Origin of the sequence: Pseudonocardia alaniniphila, assembly GCF_022524485.1 — a bacterium.
Classification (GTDB): domain Bacteria; phylum Actinomycetota; class Actinomycetes; order Mycobacteriales; family Pseudonocardiaceae; genus Pseudonocardia; species Pseudonocardia alaniniphila.
The window spans coordinates 198,465-220,554 of the sequence record NZ_JAKXMK010000003.1 but is presented as its reverse complement, the minus strand read 5'-3'; the positions used below and the strand labels follow the sequence as shown (position 1 = coordinate 220,554).

Sequence of the window (22,090 nt, the reverse complement as noted above, 5' to 3'; positions counted from 1 at the left end):
CGGACGAGAGCGCCTCAGTCGGGGTACGCACCGCCGTCGAGCGCGATGATCTTGTTGGTCAGGTACCCGTTGCGGAGCATGGCGAGCGCGAGATCGGCCACCTCTTCGGTGGTGCCCAGGCGGCCGACGGGGATCATCGGGGGCGCCGGGCCGTCCGGATCGACCGGGAGCATCCTGGTGCCCGCGATGAGGGCAGGAGCGATCGCGTTGACGGTCACACCGGTGTCGGCGACGCGTGCCGCGAGGTGGTGCGTCAGGCCGTGCAGTGCCGCCTTGGCCGCCGCGTAGTGCGGTCCGATGACCCCGCCGGTGAACGCGGCCACCGAGGAGAACAGCAGGATCCGGCCGAACCCGCGCTCGATCATCCGGGGCAGCATCCGCTGGGTGAGGAAGAACGGGGCGCGGACGTTCACGGTCATGCTCTCGTCCCACAGCGCCCCGTCGACGTCCGGCCATGACCTCTGCTCGGCCACCCCCGCCGCGGCGACCAGCACGTCGACGTCACCCAGCCGTTCGCGGGCCGCGGCGACGACCCGGGCCGGGCTGTCGGGGTCCGCGAAGTCGGCCTGCATGACCTCGGCACGGCGGCCGAGCTTGCGGGCCTGGTCAGCGACGTGCTCGGCCTCGTCGGCATGGCTGCCGTAGGTGAGCATGAGATCGGTGCCGCTCTCGGCGAGCCTCCGGGCGATCTGCTGGCCGATACCACCGGAGGCCCCGGTGATCAGAGCCACGCGATCGCGCAGAACCGAGTCGATGCCGGTGTTCGCCACGGGGGTGTCCTCCTCGTCGGTACCGGATCTCGACAGTACGACGGGTCACAGAGCCGGGCGCGGGTGCTTTGACTGCCATCCCTGTCATTCCCCGTCTGGTTACGCTGCGTGCAATATCGCGGCGTCTTGGGGGCGATGACGATGCGTATTGTGATCGTTCGGGCATTGGGGGTGCTCGTAACCGTGGTGTCCTGCGTCGTCGCGCTCGGGGGGTGTGCCGACTCCGGCACAGCCCACGTGCTTCCGGGGACGACCGATACGGAGCGGTATGACGCGATCATCGCGAACTCACCGGTCGCCGACCCTGCGTCGATCACCCCGGGCTCATGGGCGGACAAGATCAGGCAGCGGGGCACCCTGAAGGTCGGAAGTGGCGACACCACGCCGTTCTTCGCCCTCAGGGACCCGACCACCGGCAGGGTCACCGGGTTCGACGCCGGGCTGGCGGAGATGCTCGCGCACTACATCACCGGCAAGCCCATGAACGCCGTCGCGATCACCCCGGCCCACGTGGACACTCGCGAGCCGTTGCTGCAGAACGGCACGGTGGACGCGGTGGTCGCCACCTACTCGATCACTCCGGAGCGTGCGACGAAGGTCGCCTTCGCCGGCCCGTACTACTCCTCGGGCGACGCGATCATGGTCAGGGCGGGCGACGGGGCGATCCACGGAGTCAGTGACCTCAACGGCAAGACGGTCGCGACCCAGGCGAACTCCACCGCGGTGCTCGCGCTGCAGAGAGCGGCCCCCGCGGCCCACCTGGTGACGTTCGAGCACGACTCCGAGTGCGTGGCCGCGGTGCAGCAGGGCCGCGCCGACGCGTACGTGATCGACCAGGTGATCCTCGTCTCCGACGCGAGCACCGACCCAGGGGTGAAGGTCGTCGGTGAGCCGTTCACCCAGGAGTCCTACGGCATCGGGCTCCCTCTCGGCGACCCGACGGCCAAGGCCTTCGTCGACGAGTGGCTCCAGAAGATCTATGTCACCGGCAGCTGGGCGAAGCTGTGGAAGGCGACCCTCGGCACGGTCGTGAGCGGCAGCGCACCGACCCCGCCGGCGATCGGCTCCGTGGCGGGCTCCTGATCTCGGTCCGTGGTCAGGGCTTGCGGCCGACCGCCCCGACGATGCAGCGCTGCACCGGCACCAGCGGCTTGACGCGAGGACCGTCCGGCCACCAGTCCGCGCACAACACCAGGCCGGGATCGACCAGCTCGAGCCCGGCGAACATGCTCTCGATCTCGGCGCGAGTACGGAACATGCCGCTGCCCATCGGGCTGTGCAGGAAGATGTCCTCCATCTTCCGGGCGAGCGCGCTGTCCTCGGTGGTCTCGGGGTCGAAGAAGTGGCTCAGCGCCAGGTACGAGCCCGACGGCAGGGCGTCGATGTACTCGCCCATGATCTCGGCGCTCCGCTCGCCCGTGTAGTGGTGCAGGGTGCCGCACTGGTACAGCGCGATGGGCTCGGAGAAGTCGAGCTGCTTGCGCACCACCTCGTTGTCCAGCACCTGGCTGGGCTCGAAGATGTCGGCTCCGATCAGGTGGGTGCGGTCGTTCTCCTCCAGTAGCGCCCTGCCGTGGCTGAGCACGTCGGGGTCGTTGTCGACGTACACCACGCGCGCCTCGGGATGGATGCGCTGCACGACCTGATGGGTGTTCTCCGCGGTGGGCAGACCCGAACCGCAGTCCAGGTACTGGGTGATCTCGGTCTGTCCGGCGATGAACCGGCTGGCCCGGTTCAGGAACTCGCGGTTGTCCCGGCCGAGGAAGGTGGCCTCGGGAGCCACCTGCTGGATGCGGCGCAGAACCTCGCGGTCGATCTCGTAGTTGTCGGTGCCGTTCAGGAAGGCGTCGTAGACCCTCGCGACGCTGGCCTTCGTCGTGTCGACGTACGGAGGTGCGGCACTCGACATCGTGGTTCTCACTCCTCGGTCTCGAAACCGACATGGTCGACAGCGCGCCGAGTCTAGGACGATCATCGCGGTTCGGACCGCCGTTGACCGATCGGTCCGTACGGGATTCGGGGTGTCGGCCCAGGTCTGCTCGGGAGCCTCGCGCCCGTCCTGTTCGAGGCAGTCGGGCTGCTCCGCGACCGGCTGATCGACGCACCGGAGATCACGCTCTGCGGTACCGGCCTGCGCCGTGGCCGGTTCGGAAGGGCGCCACGGTCCCGCTGGACCGTGAAGTCCAGCGGGACCGTGACTGGCCGCTCGACTCCCGGGGGGATTGGCGCCGAGCGGTTCTCTCAGGGCTCGCAGGAGGCCGGAGAACTGTTAACCGGCCCTTTTCTGAAATCCGGCCAGTTGTCACGTCACGGTTATGGCCGCCGACCCGGACGAGCGCGTCCACGTCCGGCCGACGGCTGGTTGTCGCGCGTAAGGCAGTCGATCGGTCGCGACGGCCACGACGGCCCTCATCCATGACATGACCTGGGGTTTCTTCGATCTGATGATCGTCGGCCGGATGCCGGCGACGTCCCGTGTGCTCCGATGGGAACACGGTCCGTTGCACCGGCGTGATCGGCGCACGGCGTCGCACGAGGCGTTTCGGACGGGTCTCCGGGATTCTCACATTCACCCGGATGGGGCTCTGTCCCGACCTTTCCGCGTTCCCCTCCGGGCCTTGCCGGGGGCAGGTAGGTTCGGGCGCGATCAGGGGGGAGACGCTGATGCTCGCAGTCGAACTGGTGCGCCGGGGTGCAGCCCGGCACGGTAGGCGTACGGCCGTGGTCGCCGGAGCCGAGTCGATGACCTTCGCCGAGGTCGACGGCGCGGCCAACCGGTTGGCCCACGTGCTCGGCGGGCTCGGAATGGAGCGGGGTGCGCGGGTCGGGCTGCTGGTCGACAACGGGCTGTGGTCCGTACCGATCGACTTCGCGTGCCTCAAGGCCGGCGTGGCACGCGTCCCGCTCAACCCCCGGCTGTCGCTGGACGAGCAGACCAGAATGATCGAGGCCACCGGTGTGCGCCTGCTGGTGCACAGCCCCGCGCTCGCGGAGCGGGCGAGCGAGCTGGTGGCGCGGCTCGACGGGCTGCGGCCGGCGTGCCTGGGCCCGACCGACGTGGTGGACGCCCCCGACCTGATCACGGAGATGTCAGCCGCGTCGGGGCGCGACCCGATGCTCCCCGCGCAGCCGGACGACCCCGTCGTCGTCGCCTACACCTCGGGTACCTCGGGTGCTCTGAAGGCCGTGGTGCACACCCAGGCGAGCTGGGCCGCGATCACGGCGAACGTCCTGGCCAACCTCGTCTCTCCGGGGCCGGACTCGGTGATGCTGCACGCGGCTTCGCTGATCCACGCGAGCGGCACCTTCGTGCTCCCGTACTGGGTCCGCGGCGGCGTCTCCGCCGTGCTGCCCGGGTTCGACCCCGCCACCTACCTCGACGCGGTTGCCGCACACCGGGCCACCGAGATCAACCTGGTGCCGACGATGCTGGGGATGCTCGTCGCGTCCGGCGCAGCCGAACGTTGCGACGTCTCCCATCTCCGCACGGCCTTCTACGGGGCGAGCCCGATGCCCGGCCCGCTGCTGGAGCAGGTGCTCGACCTGTGGGGGCCGCGGTTCGTGCAATACTACGGCCAGACCGAGGCCCCGCTCGCGATCACCGTGCTCGACAAGGGCGACCATGCCGACCCGGGCCTGTGGGGCAGCTGCGGGCACCCGTCCGTGGACGCCGAGGTGCGGGTGGCCGACGAGGAGGGCAGGCCGCTGGGCGTGGGCGACGTGGGTGAGCTACAGCTGCGCGCCCCGTTCGCGATGGCGGGCTACTACGCGGCGCCGGAGCTGACCGCCGAGACGATCACGACCGACGGGTGGGTACGCACGCGTGACCTCGCCCGGGTCGACGAGCGCGGCTACCTCACCCTGGTCGACCGCACGAGCGACATGATCATCACCGGCGGGTACAACGTCTACCCCCGTGAGGTCGAGGAGGCGCTGCTCACGCACCCCGCCGTCGCCGCGGCCGCCGTCGTCGGGGCGCCGGACGAGACGTGGGTGGAGGCGGTCACCGCATTCGTCACGCTCCGGCCGGGCGTGCAGCCGCCGGCCGCCGAGGAGCTGCGGGGTGCGGTCCGTGCCCGGCTGGCCGGCTACAAGGTCCCGAAGGAGGTACACGTGGTCGATGCGCTCCCGCTGTCGCCGGTGGGCAAGGTATTGCGCCGGGCGCTGCGTGACCCGCTGTGGGGCCGGTCGTGACCGCGGTCCGCGTGGAGCGCGACGGACCCGTCACCACGGTGTTCCTGCATCGCCCCGAGCGCCGCAACGCCGTCGACGGAGCCACCGCCGCGCAGTTGGCCGACGCGTTCCGCGCGTTCGACGCCGATGAGAACGCTGCGGTCGCCGTGCTGCACGGCGAGGGCGGCGTCTTCTGCGCGGGCGCCGACCTCACAGCGGTCGGTACCGAGCGCGGCAACCGCGTCGACCCCGAGGGTGACGGCCCGATGGGGCCGACCCGGATGCGGTTGTCGAAACCGGTGATCGCCGCGGTCTCGGGATACGCCGTGGCCGGTGGGCTGGAGCTGGCGCTGTGGTGCGACCTGCGGGTGGCCGACGAGAGCGCCGTGTTCGGCGTCTTCTGCCGGCGGTGGGGCGTCCCGCTGATCGACGGTGGCACCGTGCGGCTGCCGCGCCTGATCGGCACGAGCCGTGCGATGGACATGATCCTCACCGGGCGGCCGGTCGACGCCGCGGAGGCGCTGGCGATCGGCCTGGCCAACCGGGTGGTACCGGCAGGGGACGCGCTCGCCGCAGCCCACGAGCTCGCCACGCAGCTGGCGGCGTTCCCGCAGACCTGCATGCGCCGCGACCGGCTCTCCGTGCTCGATCAGGAAGGGCTCTCCGAGGCCGACGCGCTGGACGCGGAGTTCGCACACGGCCAGGTGTCGCTGGCGGCCGACGCGATCGCCGGCGCCGCGCGGTTCGCGGGCGGCGCGGGCAGGCACGGGTCGTTCACCGGCTCGTGACCCAGCCGGTCAGCTGACCGGCGCGACGGTCACGCCGAGCGTGTCGGCGCCGATCAGACGGCGGGCGGCGAGGTTGCTCATCGGCATGATCGGACCGGCCTGGACGTCGCGCCACATGCGCTCGAACGGCTGGTTCCTGGTGTAGGCGGGCCCGCCCACGACGTCGACGAGCCGCTGCAGCACCTCGACCGCGTTGGTGGCGGCCACGTACTTGACCGTGGCACACCAGGCCAGCCCACCCTGTACTCCCCGGTCGAGGAGGCGGCCGTTCTCCACCTTGTCGACGTGGCTCGCCAGCATCGCCCGCGAGGTGTCGAGGAGGATCCGGCACCCGCCGATCACGTCCTGGACAACCGGGTCGTCCGCCCGCCCCGAGCGCAGGATCCGCTGGACGGTCCAGTCCAGCGCTCCCGCCGCGATCCCGGTGTAGACCGCTCCGAACGACGGCATCGCCCACGACCAGACGGTTTCGAGCACCCGCGCGTCCAGGTGGCCGACCGGCAGCGAGTGCACCACCTGCTCGTCGGACACGAAGACGCCGTCGAGCTCGAGGTCGTCGCTGCGCGTGGCACGCATCCCCATCGCGTTCCAGGTGGGGTGCACCCGCACACCGGGCTGATCCATCGCCACCTGGCAGAGCAGCAGCCGCGGCCCGCCGTCGGCGTCCTCGTGGCGGGCGGTGGTGGAGAAGTGCGTGGCGACCGCAGTGTTCGTCGCGAAGACCTTGCGGCCGGTGAGGACGAACCCGCCGTCGACCTTCTCGGCGGCCGTGCGGGCGTCGGTCATGTCGTTGCGGATGCCCGGCTCGCCGGTCACGGCCGCCCACACCAGCGAACCTTCCGCTGCCTGCCGCAGCAGGTGCGCCAGTCGCGGGTTCCCGGTGCGCCGCCAGACGGCGGCCCACTGGCCGAGCGGGGAGATGTGCATCGTGACGGCGAGCGCGGTGGCCCCGTCGCCCGTCGCGAGCCGTTCGAGCACCGCCAGCACGTCGCCGAGTCCCGCGCCGAGCCCGCCGAGCTCCTCGGGAACGGTCAGCCGCAGCAGCCCGGCGTCGGTGAGGTCGGCATAGTTCTCGTGCGGGAAGCTGGCTTCCACGTCGTGGGCCGCCGCGCGCTCGGCGAAGCGCCCGGCCAGCCGGTCGGCGACGGCCACGAACTCCCGACGCCGCTCGGCAGCAGGCCCTTCGCTCATCGTTCCCCCCAAGTCGGGTGTGCGGATGAGTCCTTGCCTACTGCATCAGCCGCTTCGCGGACAGGTGACGGATCTCGCCGGGTGGCAACGGCACCCGGACAAAACGGACCAGTGGGCACGTACCATGGCGATCATGACCCGTCGCCCCGCAGCGCTCGTCCTCTCCACACTCACCGCTCTCGTCCTCATCGCCGGATGCGGAGGCGCAGGTTCGAACACCGACTGCGGTCTAGACGGCTGCACGATCACCTTCCCCCGCGACGGCGCCGCCGCCGTGTCCGTGCTGGGCATCGAGGCCAAGCTCGTCGGGGTGAACGCAGGCACGGCCGAACTGGAGGTCGCCGGTCAGCGCATCACGGCGCCGGTGGGCGGGGAGACGCAGGCCGAAGGCTTCACCGTCGGGGTCGAGCGCGTCACCGACACCGAGGTCGTGGTGCGGGTTCGACCGTAGACCTGATCAGCCACTGAGGGCGGCGTCCAGGAGTTCGTCCATCGGGAGCGGCCGGGCCTGCGGATCCTTGGCCTGGTCGTCCCACCGCCGCAGCTGCATCGCATCGGCAGCGAGGGGGTGGCGCAGGAAATGCTGCACTTCCTCCGCGTCCGCGGCGCCGCCCTGCCGGGCGAGGCTCCGCACCGATGCGGGCGACAGCAGCGCGAAGTAGTCCGGGTCGGTGGCCACGAGCGCACGCTTGGCCAGCACGTGTGACCCCACCAGCCAGCCCGCCTCGGCACCGACCAGGTCGCTGACGTACGCCGCTCCGGCCTCCTCGTGCGGGGTCTCCGGGAAGGCATCCATCACGCGCGGCACCCTGCCGACGTCGTGCAGCAGGGCGGCAGCCACCAGCGCGGGCCGGCTCCCTGCCGCGACGGCGAGGGTGCCCGCCTGGAGCGCGTGGGCGAGCTGGTCCACGTCCTCCCCGCCGTAGGGCAGCTCGGCCATCGCCAGCAGGTCGGTGCGCATGGTGTCGCGGACGGTCTCGCGGAGCTTCATGGCAGACGTCCTCTCCTCAGGTCAGGTTGTTCAGAACCGCTCACGCAGCCAGAGCGCCAGCAGCTCGACGAGCATCACCGTCACGAAGATCATGATCAGAATGGTCGTGACGACACCGAACTGCAGCACCTGCGAGGCGCTGAGCAGATAGAAGCCGATCCCACCCGCACCGACGATGCCGAGCAGCGTCGCCGAGCGGATGTTCGTGTCGAGCAGATAGAGCACGTGCGCCACGAGTGCACGGGAGCCCGCGGGGAGCGTCGCGGCGAAGAAGACCTGCCACCGTGACCCGCCGGTGGCCTGCAGAGCGTGCTCCGGCCCTGCGTCCACCTCCTCCAGCGAGTCCGCCACCAGCTTGCCGAGGAGGCCGACCGCGCCGATCCCGAGCGCCACCGCGCCCGCCACCTCACCGAGGCCGGTGATCACCACGAACACGATGCCGAGGATCAGCTCCGGTATGCCGCGGATGAGCAGGATGACCAGCCGGAACACGTTCGCGACGCCGGGTGTGGGCGCGACGTTGCGGGCCGCGAGCGCCCCGATCGGGAGGGACAGCACCACGCCGAACAGCGTCGCCGCGAGCGCGATCTGCACGGTCACGAGCAACTGCTCGAGGAGCGTTCCGAAGAGGCCGCCGGTCTGGGGCGGGAAGAACAGCCCGATGCTGTGGATCGTCTGGGGAAGTGACTCGAGGAACTCCAGAGGCGAGATGCCCGAACCGATGAACGACAGGACGATCACCGCGACCGTGATCGCCGTGTAGGTGGCCGATGTGATCCGCCGGGCTGTCCATGGCGGGGTGGTCCGTCCGGAGACGAGCGCGGCCGCTGAGCGCAGGCGTGGATCACGGACGAGATCGACGTCGAGGTCGAGGCGCTCGTCGTCGACCTTGCCGGACGCGGAGCGGCGGGTGGCGAGCCGGGTGACGCCGGCAGCGATACCTCGCGACGGCCCGGCCGCGGCACGGCCCAGCAGGGCGGTGCGGATGGACCCGGAGATCAGCTCGACGACGACGCACAGCAGGAGCACGACCAGCGACAGTGCGATGCCGCGCTGGAAGTCGAGCACCGCCATCGACTCCGCGATGGCGAAGCCGATGCCCTGCACACCCACGAAGCCGAGCACGACGGAGACGCGCAGGTTGATGTCGAGCCGGTGGAGCCCGACCGCGACGAACGCCGGCAGCACCGCGGGGAGCACGCCGCCTGCGATCTGCTGCAGCCGCGTGGCGCCGGAGGCGCGCAGTGCTGTGGGCGGTCCGGCGTCGACGTGCTCGATCGCGTCGGCGTACATCTTGCCGATCATCCCGATGGAGTGCAGGCCCATCGCCAGCACGCCGGTGAGCGCGCCGATGCCGAAGATCCGGACGAAGGCGATCGCCAGCACGACGTCGGGGACCGCGCGAGCGACGACGATCAGGCTGCGGGCACCGAGCCTGCTCGGGTTGTTCGGCGTCGTGTTCGAGGCGGCGAGCAGGGCCAGCGGCACCGACAGGATCGTCGAGAGCAGGGTGGCGAGGATGACGATGCCGAGTGTCTGCCCGCAGAGCCGGAGGATCTCCACGACCGGCGGGAAGTCCAGCGGCAGCGTCCGCCGGGTGAACGCCACGGCCTGGTGAGCGCCGTCGACGAAGGTCGCGACATTGATCCGCAGCTCGGCCACCGACCACAGCGAGGCGGCCAGGAGCACGAGCAGAACGAGCACGGCCGAGACCGTCCCGGCCGACGGGCGGTTCGTGAGGCGCCCCGGTGCCGGCGGACGAGCAGCCGGCACCGGGGTCTCCCGCAACGGGGAGGGGACCGACATCAGCGTGCGGTCGTCAACAGGGCACTCGCGGCAGCACCGACACGCGAGTACACCGCCATCACCTGCTCACGGTCCAGCCCGGCGGTGGGCAGGTCGAGCACCGTGCGCCCGCCGCGCAGCCCGACGATCCGGTCGCCCCAGCCGAGCGCCAGATCCACCTGATGGAGGCTGCACAGCACCGTGAGCGAGTTCTCCCGGCTGATCGTCTTCAGCAGGGCCATGACCTGTTCGGAGGACTCGGGGTCCAGGGAGGCCACCGGCTCGTCCGCCAGCAGTACCTCGGGTCGCTGCATCAGCGCGCGGGCCACCGCGACCCGCTGCTGCTGCCCGCCGGACAGGGTATCCGCCCGCTGGAACGCCCGGTCGGCGAGCCCCACCCGGTCGAGGTGCTCCAGTCCTTCCCGGCGCACCGCCTTCGGGTAGGTCGGCAGACCGAGGCGAGGTCCACGGAGCCGGCCGAGTGCACCGGTGCACACGTTCTCCAGCACCGTCCGACTCCCCACCAGCTCGAACTGCTGGAAGACGAAGCCGATCCGGCGCCGCAGCGTCCGCAGGGCGCTCCCGCGAACCGAGCCGACGTCGACGCCGAGTACCTGCACCCTGCCTGCCGTGGGCAGGTGCAGGCCGTCGACGTGCCGCAGCAGGGTGGACTTCCCCGAGCCGGACAGGCCGACCAGAGCGACCACCTCGCCCGCGTGCACGGTCAGGCTGACGTCGTCGAGACCGACCACCTGCGGGCCGAAACGCTTCGTGACGCCGGCGAACTCCACGACCGGCGCCCCGCCGGCATGTCGCGCCGTGCCGTTGACTCTTCCGTCGCCGGTCATGCCTGCGTACAGCTCTTGTTCTTGGTGACGTCGCACACCTGGCGGATCGTGTTGTAGAACGCGTCGTCCACCGGGGCGTAACCCCACCCACCGCCGTCGCCGATCGTGCAGGCCCCCTTGCAGAAGCCGTTGGCCGTCAGGTAGTCGACGTTCGCCATGTTCTGGAAGGCGTCGGCGAGGGTCTTCTGAAGCTGGGGGGACAGCGTGGTGCTGATCGCCACGGGCGACCCGGGGATCTCCTCGGACTTCAGCAGCGTGGTGATCTGTCCGGGCTTCAGCTGGCCCGACTGGATCAGCGTCGTGTCGACCATCGAGTCCTCGGCGAACCCGGCGTCGCAGCGACCCGAGGCCACCTCCAGCACGGAGGCGTCATGCCCGCCGGCGAAGATCGGGTGCACGCCGGTGGTCGGGTTGATCCCGTTCTGGAGCAGCTCGGCGGAGGGGTAGAGATAACCGGAGGTCGAGTCGGGGTCGACGAAGCAGATGTTCTTCCCCGCGAAGTCCTTCAGCGACTTGATCGGGGAACCCGCCTTCGTGATGGCGTAGGACTTGTAGCCGGGCGCGGCACCCTTCGCGGTGATCTGCGCGCCGACGGCGGAGATCGGGGCGCCCTTGGACTTGGCGATCACGTACGAGAGCGGGCCGTACTGAGCGATCTGGACCTGCCCGGAGAGCTGGGCCTCGATCACCGCGGCGTAGTTCGTCGCCTGCCGGAACTCGATCTTCTTCCCTGTGACCTTGCCGAGCATGTCGAGCACGGGCTGGAAGTTCTGCTGGAGGGTCGTCGTCTGCTCGCTCGGCACCGCGGCGAACACCAGGGTGTCCGGGTCAGCGCCCCCGCCTCCACCCTGGCCGGCGGTGGAGGCGCTCTCGCCACACGCGGCGAGAGCGGCGAACAGCACAGCTGCGGCCACGGCGGGGAGCACGCGGCGGAGAGTGCGTTTCATCTGAGGTGGTGTCTCCCTGTCAGTAGGAAGCGTCGGACCATCCGGCCGTCCGACATCAGCGCCGAGGGTCCGAGCCGGCGATGCTGGGGTGCGGTCCCCCGGGTTGCGAGTGGCTGAACGCAGGGCAACGGTTCCCCTCCGATGCCCGGTCAAGCCGGCGTTGATCCCAATTGCCCGCCTCGGCCGCGACAACCGCTCATGGGGTTCACCGGCGGACCGCCTGGCGTTCGCGTTCGTGGAGTTGTCCGGACAAGTTCGAGGGGCAGCGTTTCGCCCATGGACGCGGCCACCACCGTCACCACCCGGGGCAGGCGGTACCTGGACATCGCCGAGCAACTGGCGAGCGAGCTGGCCGGGCTACCACCGGGGGCGCGGGTCGCCGGGGAGCACGACATCACCCTGAGGTTCGGCGTCGGGCGGGCGGCGGCCCGGGCAGCCCTCCAGGAGCTGGAGCGCCGCCTGCTGGTGCGCCGGATCCAGGGCGCCGGCACCTTCGTCAACCGGCGCATCGACTACGTCATCTCCCACAACCGGCGGCCGTCCTGGCACGAGACGGTGTCCGCGGCGGGCGCCCAGCCCCGCACCGTGGTGCGCGGGGTCGATGTGGTGGCGCTGCCGCCGGAGCCTGCCGAGCTGCTCGACCTGCCGCCGGGTACGCCCGCGCATCGGCTGCGCCGCCAGTCCTACATCGACGACCTGCTCGCCGCCGCGACGCACGAATGGATCCCGGTCGCGATCGTGCCCGAGCTGGGCGCGGCGCTGCACGCCGCGGAGTCCGTCGACCTCGTGCTGCGCCAGGTCGGTCGGGTCTGTCCCGTGCGCTCGTGGAGCCGGGTGAGTCTCGACGTGCCACCGCCGGACGTGGTCGCGGGCCTGCAGATGGAGTCGACGGCACCGGTCTGGCTGGTCGAGAGCCTCAGCCGGGACGGCGATGCGGGGAGCCCGGTGATGTGCAGCAGTTCATGGATGCGCGCGGATGCGCTCCGCGTGGTGGTGGAGCTCGGGGAAGGACGAAGAGGAGCGGAATGACCACATCGGAGCGAACGACCGGGCATCGAGCGGGCCGACGGGAGGAACGCGCGGGGCTGCTGGCGCTGGCCGGGACCGCAGAGCTCGTGGCGCTGGCCGACGGCTGCCTCGCCGACAGTGCCCAGCTGACGGTCCTCGTCCCACCCGAGGTCGGCTGCGTGGCGACCGAGGTGCTGGAGCCGGTGGGCCACGAGCGGTTCCTGCTCGGCGACGTGCTCGCCTGCCGTGCGGAGGTCGATCTGGCCGGCACAAGGGGATGGGCGATGCGTCTCGGCGACGACCGGGTGGCGGTGCTCGCCGCAGCCGTGTGCGACGCCGAGGCGGAGGCCGACAGGCCGATGGCGGGCGAGGTGGCCGCGCTGTGCCGCCGTGTCGCTGCACGTCAGGCCGCTGCCGAGGCTGCGGAATGGGCTGTGCTCGCCCCCACCGTCGTCGCGTTCGAGGAGCTCGCATGACCAGCACCGAGGCGGCACCCGTCCTGGTCCGGCCCGGGCATCGGGACGCTCAACGCATCTTCCGCGCGGTGCTCGACGCCCTGGCCCGGCCGGGGACGACGACGCACCTGCCTGCGCCTGCCGGGGTGCCGGCGGCGCTGGTGCCGCTCCTCGCCCTCGCCGACCTCGACACACCCGTGTGCGTGCTCGACGCCACGACGGCCGACAGTGAGCAGTGGCTGCGGGCCGTCATGACCGCCACGTCGGCGCCCGGTTCCGTCCTCGGGGAGGCGCGGCTGGTGGCGGCGTTGCGGCCGATCACCGTGGACGAGCTGCGGGCCGTTCGGGTGGGGAGCCCGGCCGACCCGGAAGAGGCCGCGCTGGTCGCGTTCGCCGTGTCCGCACTGACCGGGGGCCCGGTCGTGCGGCTGGAGGGCCCCGGGGTGGCGCCCGGTGCCGTGATCACCCCCGCCGGGCTGCCGGTGGGCTGGCTCGACGTCCGCGCCGCGGTGACCTACCCCGCGGGCGCCGACCTGCTGCTCGTGGACTCCGACGGCGCTTGCGTCGGCCTGCCGCGCAGCACGCGTACGAACGAAGGGAGCTGACCATGGGGTACTCAGGAGCCCGCGGCGGCCTGGAGGCCATTCTGGCCGCGGAGGACCTGGTGCGCCGCTCGCGCGACCACGCGCCTGCGCCCTGGGCCGAGACCGGCCAGATCACGGCGCGGTTCCGGCTGGCCGTGGACCGTGTGATGGGGGAGGCCGGGCTCTACGACGAGCAGACGGCCGCTCACGCATTCCGGCAGGCCGAGGGCGACACGCTGGAGGCAGCGCACCTCGTGCGCGCCCATCGCTCGGCGCTGCCCCGGCTGGCGCGCAGCGAGCCGGTGAACCCCGACGAGATGGTGGTGCTGCGCCGGATCGTCCCGGCCCACCGCACGCCCGAGGGGCCGCAGCTGCTCGGTCGCACGTCGGACTACACGGGGCGGTTGCTCGAGCGTCTCGACGGGCCGCCCGCAGCCACGAACGGGAACGGCGACGGGGCGGCTCACGGGCTCGAAACGGGCGAGTCGCAGAACGGCAACGGGCGACTCGCGGACGGGAACGGGGCGACTCGGGGGTTGGGAACGGGCGACTCGCAGCGCAGGCCGCGGCGGTTCTCGGAGCTGCTGCGCGAGATGGATCTGCTGGTCGACCACCGGCCCGCCGACCCCACGGCTCCCCGCCCCGAGCCCTTCGACGTGACCCGCCGCCCGGCCCGCCCGCCGGCACCGCGCTCGGCGGTGCTCGCCAGCATGGCCCGCGCGGAGACCGGTGCGCTCGTCGGGTTGTGGTACCGCTCGATCCTCGGCCCGGACGGGAACGTCCACGAGGTCACGCTCGGCGAGGTCCGCCACGGCAGGCTGCCGCTGCGGGTGAAGCACCCGCATACCGGCGCGCCGGTGACCGTCGGGCACTTTCGGGCCACCGAGACCGAGGCGATCGAGGACCTCGACGGGGCCGACGAGGACCGCGGCCGTTTCGACCTCGGGTACGGCCTGTGCTTCGGGCACAACGAGCGCAAGGCCATCGCCATGGCGAACCTCGACATCGCGTGCCGCCGCTTCGGCCGCGACACCCCGCTGGAGCAGCTGCTGCTGCTCACCGTCGACGGGCTCGACTCCGGCGGCTTCCTCGAGCACCTCAAGCTGCCGCACTACGTGACCTTCCGCTCGATGGTCGACCGGAAGCTCGCCGTGCGCGGGACCGGGGAGCGGCCGCGCGCGACGGACCCGATCGGGAAGGACTGCGAATGACCGCCGTCGTGGACCTGCTCGCCGAGATCGACTCCGGCGAGGAGGGGCAGGGGCTGCTCGACGAGGGCGCGCGGCGGGAGATCCGCCGGGCCGCGCTGACCGCGGTGTGCGTGCCGGGCCACCAGGTGCCCTTCGGCTCGCGGGAGATGCCGGTGGCACGCGGGTGGGGGTCGGGCGGGCTGCAGGTCACCCTGGCCGTGATCGGCGCCGACGACACCGTCAAGGTGATCGACCAGGGCGACGACGCCGGCGTCAACGCCACCAACCTCCGACGGATGATCGCCGCCACCGAGGGCTGCGAGGAGACGACGGACAGCCGGGAGGCGAGCATCGTGCAGTCCCGGCACCGCATCCCCGAGCAACCGCTGACCGACGAGCACGTGCTCGTGCTGCAGGTGCCGGTGCCCGAACCGCTGCGTGGAGTGGAACGCTCCACCGCCGAGTGCGACCGGATGCACGCCGAGGGCGACTACGCCTCGATCTGGGTGAGCCTCTACGAGGACCTGGTGCGCAACGGCGTGATCACCAAGTCCACCGGCTACCCGGTGCTCGTCGGCGGGCGCTATGTCATGGCGACCACGCCGATCCCGCGCTGGGACGTCCCGCGGCTGCACCAGGCTCCGCACCTGAGCCTGTTCGGCGCGGGCCGGGAGAAGCGGATCTACGCGGTGCCGCCGGGCACGGACGTGGAGCCGCTGACGTTCGACGACGTGCCGTTCGAGGTGGAGGGCGGCCCGCAGCAGCGCTGCGCGCTCTGCGGTTCGGCCGACACGTTCCTCGTCGAGGGCGGTGGCGGTCGCACGATCTGCAGCGACACGGAGTGGTGCGCCCGGGTGGCCGCGGGCGACGCCGACCTGGCCGCCCACGCCGCAGTGGCGCCGCTGCGCCTGCTGCCCGATCCCTCGCGACGGGTCCGGTCGGGTCCGGTCGCGCCGGTCGGCCCGGCACCCGCGACGACCACCCCGCGACTCGCGGCCGCGGGCGAGGAGTGGACGCTGCGAGTGGCAGGCCTGGGCAAGGTGCACGGCCCGGGCGGCGCCGCGGCCATCGCGGGCACGGGCCCGGAGCACGGCACCGCGGTCAGCCCCGGCACCGGGGCGATCGTCGCTGCCTGGGACGTCGGGTTCGACGTGGCTCCCGGCGAGGCGGTCGGCCTGATCGGCGAGTCCGGCTCCGGCAAGTCGACGGTGCTGCGCTGTGTCATCGGGGAGGAGGAGGCCACCACGGGAAGCGTCCGGCTGGCCGCCCTCGACGGCGGCGCCACCGAGCTTCTGGCGTTGGACGCGGCGGCGCGGCGCAAGCTGCGTGTCGACGTGCTCGGCTACGTGCAGCAGGACCCGTCGGCCGGGCTCGCGCTCAGCGTCTCGGCGGGCGGCAACATCGCCGAGCGCCTGACGGCCGCGGGGTGGCGTAGCTACCACGCGATCCGCAGGCGCGCCGCGCAGCTGCTCGACCGCGTCGAGGTCCCGCTCTCCCGCATGGACGACCCGGTGCGCACGTTCTCCGGCGGCATGCGCCAGCGCGTCCAGATCGCGAAGGCGCTCGCGACCGACCCGGCCGTGCTGCTGCTCGACGAGCCGACCACCGGGCTCGACGCCTCCGTCGCCGCCGGTGTGCTGGATCTGCTGCGCGGACTGCTCGCCGAGCGGGACGTCGCCGCGGTGGTGGTGAGCCACGACTTCGCGGTGATCGAGGCGCTCACCGACCGGGCGGTGGTGATGCAGCTCGGCCGGGTGGTCGAGCATGGGCTCACCGACCAGCTCTTCTCCGACCCCCACCACCCCTACACCCAGCGGCTCGTGGCCGCGGCACGGAGGTGACCGCCGTGAGTACGGACGGCCCGGCGCAGGAACCGGTCCTGCGAGTCCGGGGACTGTGCAAGACCTTCACCCTGCACACCGTCGACGGGCGCACCGTCGTCTCCCTCGACGGCGTGGATCTGGACGTGGCAGCCGGTGAGCACGTGGCGCTGGCCGGTCCGAGCGGTGCGGGGAAGTCGAGCGTGCTGCGCTGTGTGTATCGCAGCTATCTCCCCGACGCCGGGAGCGTGCTCCTGGGTGACATCGAGCTGACGACACTCCCGGACCGCGCCATGGCCCGGCTGCGCGGCCGCGAGCTCGGCTACGTCGCCCAGTTCCTGACCGCGCCCCCGCGGACCGGTCCGCTGCAGGTCGTGGCGGCTGCCGCACGCAGGCGAGGACTCGACCGTGCGGAGGCGCTCGATGCGGCGGCCGTTGCGCTGCGCACCCTCGGGATCGAGGAGGCGCTGTGGGACGTCGACTGCGGGGTGCTGTCCGGCGGTGAGCGGCAGCGGATCAACCTGGCGGCAGGCACCGTGCGGCCGCCTCGGCTGCTGTTGCTGGACGAGCCGGTGTCGGCGCTGGACCCGGCGAACCGGGAACGTGCGCTCGACCTCGTCGCCTCCCTGACGGCACACGGCGTGGCGGTGCTCGCGGTCTTCCACGACGCCGACGCGATGCGCAGGCTGGCCGACCGCGTCGTCGAACTGGGGTCCGGACGGGTGCAGCGCCACGGCGCTCCGACCGAGCTGCTGGGGAGCGCGGCATGAGTGAACTCACCGAGCAGGCGAGCGGCACGTCGACGCGATGGACGCTCGGGCTGCCGCCGGTCGACTACGTGCTGGGCCACGTCCGGGCGGTGCTGCCCGACCGGGTCGTCGACGACGCGTGGATCGCCGTCCGCGACGGGCGGATCGCCGAGGTGGCGCCGCAGCCGGCCGGGTCGGAAGCCGATGTGGACGGTGCCGGGCTGCTGTGCCTGCCGGGCGTGGTGGACGTGCACTCCGACGGCCTGGAGCGGGAGATCTTGCCCCGACCGTCGGCGCGCCTACCGTGGGAGTTCGCGATCCTGTCCTTCGAGGGCAAGCTGCGCGCCGCGGGTGTCACCACGGTGTTCCACGGGGCCTCCTTCGAGGAGGGCACCTCTCCCTCCACGCAGCGCTCGATCGCCCGGACACGCGAGCTGATCGCCACGGTCACGGCGCGCGGGACGGCGCCCGTCGACCATCGCCTGCTCCACCGGCTCGACGTCCGCTCCCCGGAGGGGATCGCCGCATTGCGGGAACGGTTCGACACGTTGCCGGATCCGGACGACATGCCTCTGCTGGTGTCCCACGAGGACCACACCCCGGGGCAGGGTCAGTACGCCGACCGCCGCCACTACGAGCGGTACGTGGCGGGCACCCGGGGCCTGAGCGACGGCGAGGCCAAGGACCACGTCGACCAGCTGATCGTCGAGCGCGAGGGCCGGCTCACCGTTCGCGAGGAGGCCCTCGGCTGGCTGGGCGGGCTGGCGCGGTCCAAGGCGATCCGGCTGCTCGGCCACGACCCCGCGAGCGCGGTGGAGATCGACGAGCTCGTGGCCAGGGGCGGCTCGGTCGCCGAGTTCCCGACCACCCTGGAGGCGGCCGAGGCGGCACGTGAGCGGGGGCTGCCGGTGATCGCCGGAGCGCCCAACGTCCTGCGTGGCGGGTCGCACGCCGGCAACGTCTCCGGCAGTGACCTCGCGGCCCGCGGGCTGCTGACCGCGCTGGCGTCGGACTACCTCCCGTCCGGGCTCACCGCCGCCGCGTTCCTGCTCGCAACACGGGCTGTGATGTCCTTGCCCGCGGCGATCGCGCTGATCACGGGGGGTGCGGCGGAGGCCGCGGGGCTCACCGACCGCGGCCGGCTCGCCGCCGGGCTGCGCGCCGACCTCGTCCTGCTGCAGGCGGGTGACCCCTGGCCCGTGGTCCGGTCGGTGCTGCGCGCGGAGGAGACCTTCTGACGAAGGCCCGCTGACCGCACCCACCCGATGGCCACCGTGCACACGTCAGGACGTGTGCACGGTGGCGCCGTGGTGTGCACGGTGGCACAGGGTTCGGGCGAAATAGGATCCGACGATGCCCTCGATCACGCGCCCCCGGCCCCAGGGCCCCGACCGCCGTGCGGCGGCGGTCGCCCAGGTGCTGGCCGCGACCGAGCGACTGCTCGTGGGGGGCGTGCCGTTCACCGAGCTGGGGGTGCAGCGCATCGCCGCCGAGGCGGGGATCGCGCGCTCCACGTTCTATCTGCACTTCCGGGACAAGACCGAGCTGCTGGTCCGGCTCGCCGGTTCGCTGAAGGACGAGCTGTTCGACCTCGGCGAGGACTGGCGTCCGACCGGTCCGGGCGGCGGGCCCGACGGGCTCACCACGCTGTACGAGCGCATGATCCGCTATTACCGCGACCACGGGGCGGTGCTGGCGGCGATCACCGAGACGGCCGGCTACGACCCGGAGGTCCGTGAGTACTGGACGGAGGAGATCGGCCGGTTCGCCGAGCGCGCGGTGGTGCGCCTGACGGCGGAGCAGAAGGCAGGACGCCTCGCCCCCGACGTCGATCCAGCCCTTGCGGGCTGGACGCTGGCCGTCGGCGGCGCGGCGGTCATCGCCCGCCACGTCGCCGTCGGCGACCCCGCCCGCGACACGCTGATCGCCCGCGAGCTCGCCGTCTCGCAGTGGCACGGGGCGTTCAGACGCCCGGCGGGCTGATCGCCGTTCCTGGTCAGGCCACGCCGAACTCGGCGATCCGCTGCGTCACCTGCACTGCGGACAGGGCGGTCCCGTGCTCCGCGCCCACGGGCACGGCCGCGGTCACCACGGCGTCGGCGAACAGGTCGATCCGGCTCACCGACGGTGCGTTGAGCGTGCGCTCCCCACCCGCCGGGACGAGGGCGTCGCTGATGTAGGAGGTGGCTCCACCGATCCAGACCGGGATCCCGGCCACCGCACCAGCGCTCACCACATGGGTGTGCCCGGCGAGTACGACGCGCACGTCGGTCCCGGCGAGGATCGCGGCGAACGTCGACCGGTTCTGCAGCTGGATGTCCGCGGAGAGCCGGGAGGACGTCGGCAGCGGCGGATGGTGCAGCGCGAGGACCGTGCCGGCAGGTGCCGGTTCGGCCAGTTCGGCCTCCAGCCAGGCGAGCTGGGCAGGGGAGAGCTCGCCGTGGACGTGCCCGGGCACGGTGCTGTCGAGCACGACGATCCGCAGGCCGCCGACCCACGTGACGTGGTCGAGCGGGGCGGTGTCGCCCGGTTCGCCGCACAGGCGCACTCCCAGGAGGTGCCGGCGCAATGCGGCGCGGTCGTCGTGGTTTCCCATGGCGTAGAGCGCGGGAGCACCGAGACGCCTGGCGACCGGTTCGACGATCTCGCGAAGCCGCTCGTACGCACCGGGCTCGCCCGCGTCGGCCAGGTCGCCGGTGAACAGCAGAGCGGCGGGCCGCACTCCTGACTCCTCCACCGAGGTGAGCGCGCGTGCCAGTGCGTCGGCCGTGTCGACGCCGTGGCGCAGCTCCCCGGGCTCGGCGACGAGATGGAGGTCGGTGAGCTGGATCAGGGTGTGCTCGGGGGTCACGACCGGAGATCCTCGGTCGGCGTGGCGAGCGCGGGCAAGCGATTCCGGGTGAACTCACGGCATCCTCCGCGTGGCCCGCCTGCAGGGTGCGGTCGAGGCGATGAAGATGGAGCATCCGCTGAAGTCTCGGCCGAGGGAGCCGTCGGTGAGGGGTTCGTGGGTGTGGGGCAGACCGTAGACGCCGGCGCACCGCTCGCGGTTATCGTCGAGAAGGTGGAGGAACGTTGACGATGGCCGTGTCGATGGCGGCGCTGCTGGATGACCTGCAGGCCGAGACCGACGCGGTGGGCGCGCTGGTGGCCCGTCTCGACGACGACTCGATCAGCACCCCCACCCCGTCCCTGGGCTGGGACATCCGCGACCAGCTCACCCACCTCGCCTTCTTCGACGAGCTGGCCCGGCAGGCCGCGGTGGATCCCGCCGGGTTCCGGCGCGTCGCGGAGGCCGAGGCCGGCACCGACCATCCCGACCGGGTGGCGGCCGAGCACGCCCACATGAGCGCCGCTGAGGTGCGGTCGTGGTTCTTGCAGGCCCGGCAGGAGTTCATCGACACGTTCCGGACGCTCGACCCCTCGGCCCGGCTGCCCTGGTACGGGCCGGACATGAGCGCGGCGACGTCGGTCACGGCGCGGCTCCTGGAGACCTGGGCCCACGGCCAGGACATCGCCGACGCGCTCGGCGTCCGCCGGGAGCCCACCGACCGGCTGCGGCACGTGGCCCATCTGGGCGTGCGCACCACCGGTTTCAGCTTCGCGCTCCGCGGCCGTGCCGCCCCGTCCGTCCCCGTGCGGGTGGAGCTCGCCGGACCGTCCGGGGACGTCTGGACCTGGGGCGACGCCGACGCAGCCGACCGCGTGAGCGGCGACGCGCTGGACTTCTGCCTCGTCGTCACCCAGCGCCGCAACGTTGCCGACACGGACCTGGAGGTCGTCGGGCCGGTAGCCACCGAGTGGATCTCGATCGCGCAGGCCTTCGCGGGCGAACCAGGCCCCGGGAGAGCGCCGGGAGCCTTCCCCCACAGCAAGCGTTGACCGGACACACCGTGTGGCCGCCGTGCACACGGCCGGACATGTGTGCCGTCGCCCCGTGATGTGTGCCGTCGCCTTGTGTGCCGTCGCCTAGGCCCAGTTATCGACCTCTACCTCATCGCCTACTGATAGTTCGCCTGCCTGGAGGACGGCCAGCTTCGTCCCGAAGGTCACCCCGCCCTCCGGCGAGCGCCGGTAGGAGGCGAGCGTGCGCAGCGGCTCCGGACCCGCCCGGACACCCGTCTCCTGGTCGACCAGGGTGACGGGGCAGCGGATGGCGAGCTTCGTGAAGCCGAGCCGCACGTTCCCGATCGTGACTCTTCGGACGCTGTCCTCGATGTGCGGCTCGTCCCACCCGTCGACGACGATGTTGGGCCGGAACCTGTTCATCGGCAGCGGCTCGCCACCCTGCTCGACGAGCCGCGCATGCAGCAGGTCGAGCGACGGCCGGCCGACGAGGAGCACGGCCGCGCTGTCGGCGTAGCCCGCGGTGCCCGGCGTCTCGCCGTCGGTGGCGCGGTCGTGCTCCGGCGGCACCCGGACGAGGCGGCTCGGCGCGTCCAGTACCTCGGTCAGCCAACGGGACACCGGTTCGCCCTGGTCGATCCCGGTGAAGCGGTTGCCGAAGAGGTCGACGCCGTGGCGGGCGCCGTCGCGATCCACCTTCACGGACAGTTCGGCCATGCCCGGCGCGTGCAGCGTCAGCAGGTCACCGTCGGCACCGACCTCCGGACGGATCACCGCGAGCCGGGGGTCCCGCCGCTGCGTCCGGAAGACGTAGTCGTGGCCGACGACCATGAACGACCGGTCGTGGGCGAGCCCGGCGGCGGTCACGACCGACCCGGACACCGGCGTGCCGGCGCATCCCTTGATCGGATAGTGCAGCAACGACACCACCCTGGCCACTCGATC

At 72.1% G+C, this 22,090-nt stretch carries 22 protein-coding genes; 13 read left to right on the top strand and 9 right to left on the bottom strand.

Annotation, left to right across the window (positions count from 1 at the left end):
- Positions 1-14 precede the first annotated feature (14 nt).
- A complete protein-coding gene (locus tag MMF94_RS03895; RefSeq protein WP_241034841.1) occupies positions 15-770 on the bottom strand; it encodes an SDR family NAD(P)-dependent oxidoreductase in 756 nt (251 codons plus the stop codon).
- A 150-nt stretch (positions 771-920) separates the two neighbouring features.
- Here MMF94_RS03895 and MMF94_RS03890 point away from each other — a divergent pair, with 150 nt between their 5' ends.
- Positions 921-1,853 (top strand): glutamate ABC transporter substrate-binding protein, encoded by a 933-nt coding sequence (locus tag MMF94_RS03890; protein ID WP_241034840.1) that lies wholly within the window; start codon positions 921-923, stop codon positions 1,851-1,853.
- Between the two features lie 13 nt (positions 1,854-1,866).
- Here the strand turns inward: MMF94_RS03890 and MMF94_RS03885 are convergent, their stop codons facing one another.
- Complete coding sequence (locus MMF94_RS03885; protein ID WP_241034839.1) at positions 1,867-2,679, bottom strand: SAM-dependent methyltransferase; 813 nt, start codon at positions 2,677-2,679, stop codon at positions 1,867-1,869.
- Between the two features lie 755 nt (positions 2,680-3,434).
- Between MMF94_RS03885 and MMF94_RS03880 the strand changes: the two genes are divergently transcribed.
- Both MMF94_RS03880 and MMF94_RS03875 read left to right on the top strand, forming a co-directional pair.
- Positions 3,435-4,964 (top strand): AMP-binding protein, encoded by a 1,530-nt coding sequence (locus MMF94_RS03880; RefSeq protein ID WP_241034838.1) that lies wholly within the window; start codon positions 3,435-3,437, stop codon positions 4,962-4,964.
- Entirely contained in the window at positions 4,961-5,731 is a 771-nt protein-coding gene (locus tag MMF94_RS03875) for a crotonase/enoyl-CoA hydratase family protein (protein WP_241034837.1), read from the top strand. The genes MMF94_RS03880 and MMF94_RS03875 overlap by 4 nt, the downstream gene beginning before the upstream one ends.
- A 9-nt stretch (positions 5,732-5,740) precedes the next feature.
- On the opposite strand, the gene MMF94_RS03870 is transcribed toward MMF94_RS03875, so the two are convergent.
- Positions 5,741-6,922 carry an acyl-CoA dehydrogenase family protein gene (locus MMF94_RS03870; RefSeq protein WP_241034836.1) on the bottom strand — a complete coding sequence of 394 codons (1,182 nt, stop codon included), beginning with the start codon at positions 6,920-6,922 and terminating at the stop codon, positions 5,741-5,743.
- Positions 6,923-7,055: 133 nt separating this feature from the next.
- Here MMF94_RS03870 and MMF94_RS03865 point away from each other — a divergent pair, with 133 nt between their 5' ends.
- The gene (locus MMF94_RS03865; protein WP_241034835.1) at positions 7,056-7,373 is read left to right on the top strand and encodes a hypothetical protein; all 318 of its coding nucleotides are present in this window, start codon (positions 7,056-7,058) and stop codon (positions 7,371-7,373) included.
- 6 nt (positions 7,374-7,379) lie between these two features.
- Here MMF94_RS03865 and MMF94_RS03860 read toward each other — a convergent pair whose 3' ends face one another.
- Genes MMF94_RS03860 through MMF94_RS03845 form a run of 4 tightly spaced genes read right to left on the bottom strand, consistent with a single transcriptional unit; the run spans position 7,380 to position 11,493 of the window.
- A complete protein-coding gene (locus tag MMF94_RS03860) occupies positions 7,380-7,913 on the bottom strand; it encodes an HD domain-containing protein (RefSeq protein WP_241034834.1) in 534 nt (177 codons plus the stop codon).
- Between the two features lie 30 nt (positions 7,914-7,943).
- Positions 7,944-9,719, bottom strand: a complete 1,776-nt coding sequence (phnE, locus tag MMF94_RS03855; protein ID WP_241034833.1) for a phosphonate ABC transporter, permease protein PhnE — start codon at positions 9,717-9,719, stop codon at positions 7,944-7,946.
- Positions 9,719-10,546, bottom strand: coding sequence for a phosphonate ABC transporter ATP-binding protein (gene phnC / locus MMF94_RS03850; RefSeq protein ID WP_241034832.1), 828 nt, complete (start codon positions 10,544-10,546; stop codon positions 9,719-9,721). The genes phnE and phnC overlap by 1 nt, the downstream gene beginning before the upstream one ends.
- Positions 10,543-11,493 carry a phosphate/phosphite/phosphonate ABC transporter substrate-binding protein gene (locus MMF94_RS03845; RefSeq protein WP_241034831.1) on the bottom strand — a complete coding sequence of 317 codons (951 nt, stop codon included), beginning with the start codon at positions 11,491-11,493 and terminating at the stop codon, positions 10,543-10,545. The genes phnC and MMF94_RS03845 overlap by 4 nt, the downstream gene beginning before the upstream one ends.
- 276 nt (positions 11,494-11,769) lie before the next feature.
- On the opposite strand from MMF94_RS03845, the gene MMF94_RS03840 reads away from it, so the two are divergent.
- The 8 genes from MMF94_RS03840 to MMF94_RS03805 all read left to right on the top strand — a co-directional run bounded on the left by MMF94_RS03840 (position 11,770) and on the right by MMF94_RS03805 (position 19,282).
- Positions 11,770-12,522 carry a GntR family transcriptional regulator gene (locus tag MMF94_RS03840; RefSeq protein WP_241034830.1) on the top strand — a complete coding sequence of 251 codons (753 nt, stop codon included), beginning with the start codon at positions 11,770-11,772 and terminating at the stop codon, positions 12,520-12,522.
- Positions 12,519-12,977, top strand: a complete 459-nt coding sequence (locus MMF94_RS03835; protein WP_241034829.1) for a phosphonate C-P lyase system protein PhnG — start codon at positions 12,519-12,521, stop codon at positions 12,975-12,977. Before MMF94_RS03840 ends, MMF94_RS03835 begins: the two co-directional genes overlap by 4 nt.
- Positions 12,974-13,561 (top strand): phosphonate C-P lyase system protein PhnH, encoded by a 588-nt coding sequence (phnH, locus tag MMF94_RS03830; protein ID WP_241034828.1) that lies wholly within the window; start codon positions 12,974-12,976, stop codon positions 13,559-13,561. The genes MMF94_RS03835 and phnH overlap by 4 nt, the downstream gene beginning before the upstream one ends.
- Before the next feature lie 2 nt (positions 13,562-13,563).
- Positions 13,564-14,751 (top strand): carbon-phosphorus lyase complex subunit PhnI, encoded by a 1,188-nt coding sequence (locus MMF94_RS03825; protein ID WP_241034827.1) that lies wholly within the window; start codon positions 13,564-13,566, stop codon positions 14,749-14,751.
- Positions 14,748-16,571 carry an alpha-D-ribose 1-methylphosphonate 5-phosphate C-P-lyase PhnJ gene (locus tag MMF94_RS03820; protein ID WP_241034826.1) on the top strand — a complete coding sequence of 608 codons (1,824 nt, stop codon included), beginning with the start codon at positions 14,748-14,750 and terminating at the stop codon, positions 16,569-16,571. The genes MMF94_RS03825 and MMF94_RS03820 overlap by 4 nt, the downstream gene beginning before the upstream one ends.
- 5 nt (positions 16,572-16,576) lie before the next feature.
- Positions 16,577-17,320, top strand: a complete 744-nt coding sequence (locus MMF94_RS03815) for an ATP-binding cassette domain-containing protein (protein ID WP_241034825.1) — start codon at positions 16,577-16,579, stop codon at positions 17,318-17,320.
- Positions 17,317-18,537: an alpha-D-ribose 1-methylphosphonate 5-triphosphate diphosphatase gene (locus MMF94_RS03810; protein WP_241034824.1), complete on the top strand. Its 1,221-nt coding sequence runs from the start codon at positions 17,317-17,319 to the stop codon at positions 18,535-18,537. Before MMF94_RS03815 ends, MMF94_RS03810 begins: the two co-directional genes overlap by 4 nt.
- Positions 18,538-18,652: 115 nt before the next feature.
- Positions 18,653-19,282, top strand: coding sequence for a TetR/AcrR family transcriptional regulator (locus MMF94_RS03805; RefSeq protein ID WP_241034823.1), 630 nt, complete (start codon positions 18,653-18,655; stop codon positions 19,280-19,282).
- Positions 19,283-19,295: 13 nt separating this feature from the next.
- Here the strand turns inward: MMF94_RS03805 and MMF94_RS03800 are convergent, their stop codons facing one another.
- Complete coding sequence (locus MMF94_RS03800; protein ID WP_241034822.1) at positions 19,296-20,150, bottom strand: metallophosphoesterase; 855 nt, start codon at positions 20,148-20,150, stop codon at positions 19,296-19,298.
- Between the two features lie 230 nt (positions 20,151-20,380).
- Between MMF94_RS03800 and MMF94_RS03795 the strand changes: the two genes are divergently transcribed.
- A complete protein-coding gene (locus MMF94_RS03795; protein ID WP_241034821.1) occupies positions 20,381-21,181 on the top strand; it encodes a TIGR03084 family metal-binding protein in 801 nt (266 codons plus the stop codon).
- Between the two features lie 87 nt (positions 21,182-21,268).
- Here MMF94_RS03795 and MMF94_RS03790 read toward each other — a convergent pair whose 3' ends face one another.
- Entirely contained in the window at positions 21,269-22,084 is an 816-nt protein-coding gene (locus MMF94_RS03790; protein WP_241034820.1) for an MOSC domain-containing protein, read from the bottom strand.
- Positions 22,085-22,090: the final 6 nt, after the last annotated feature.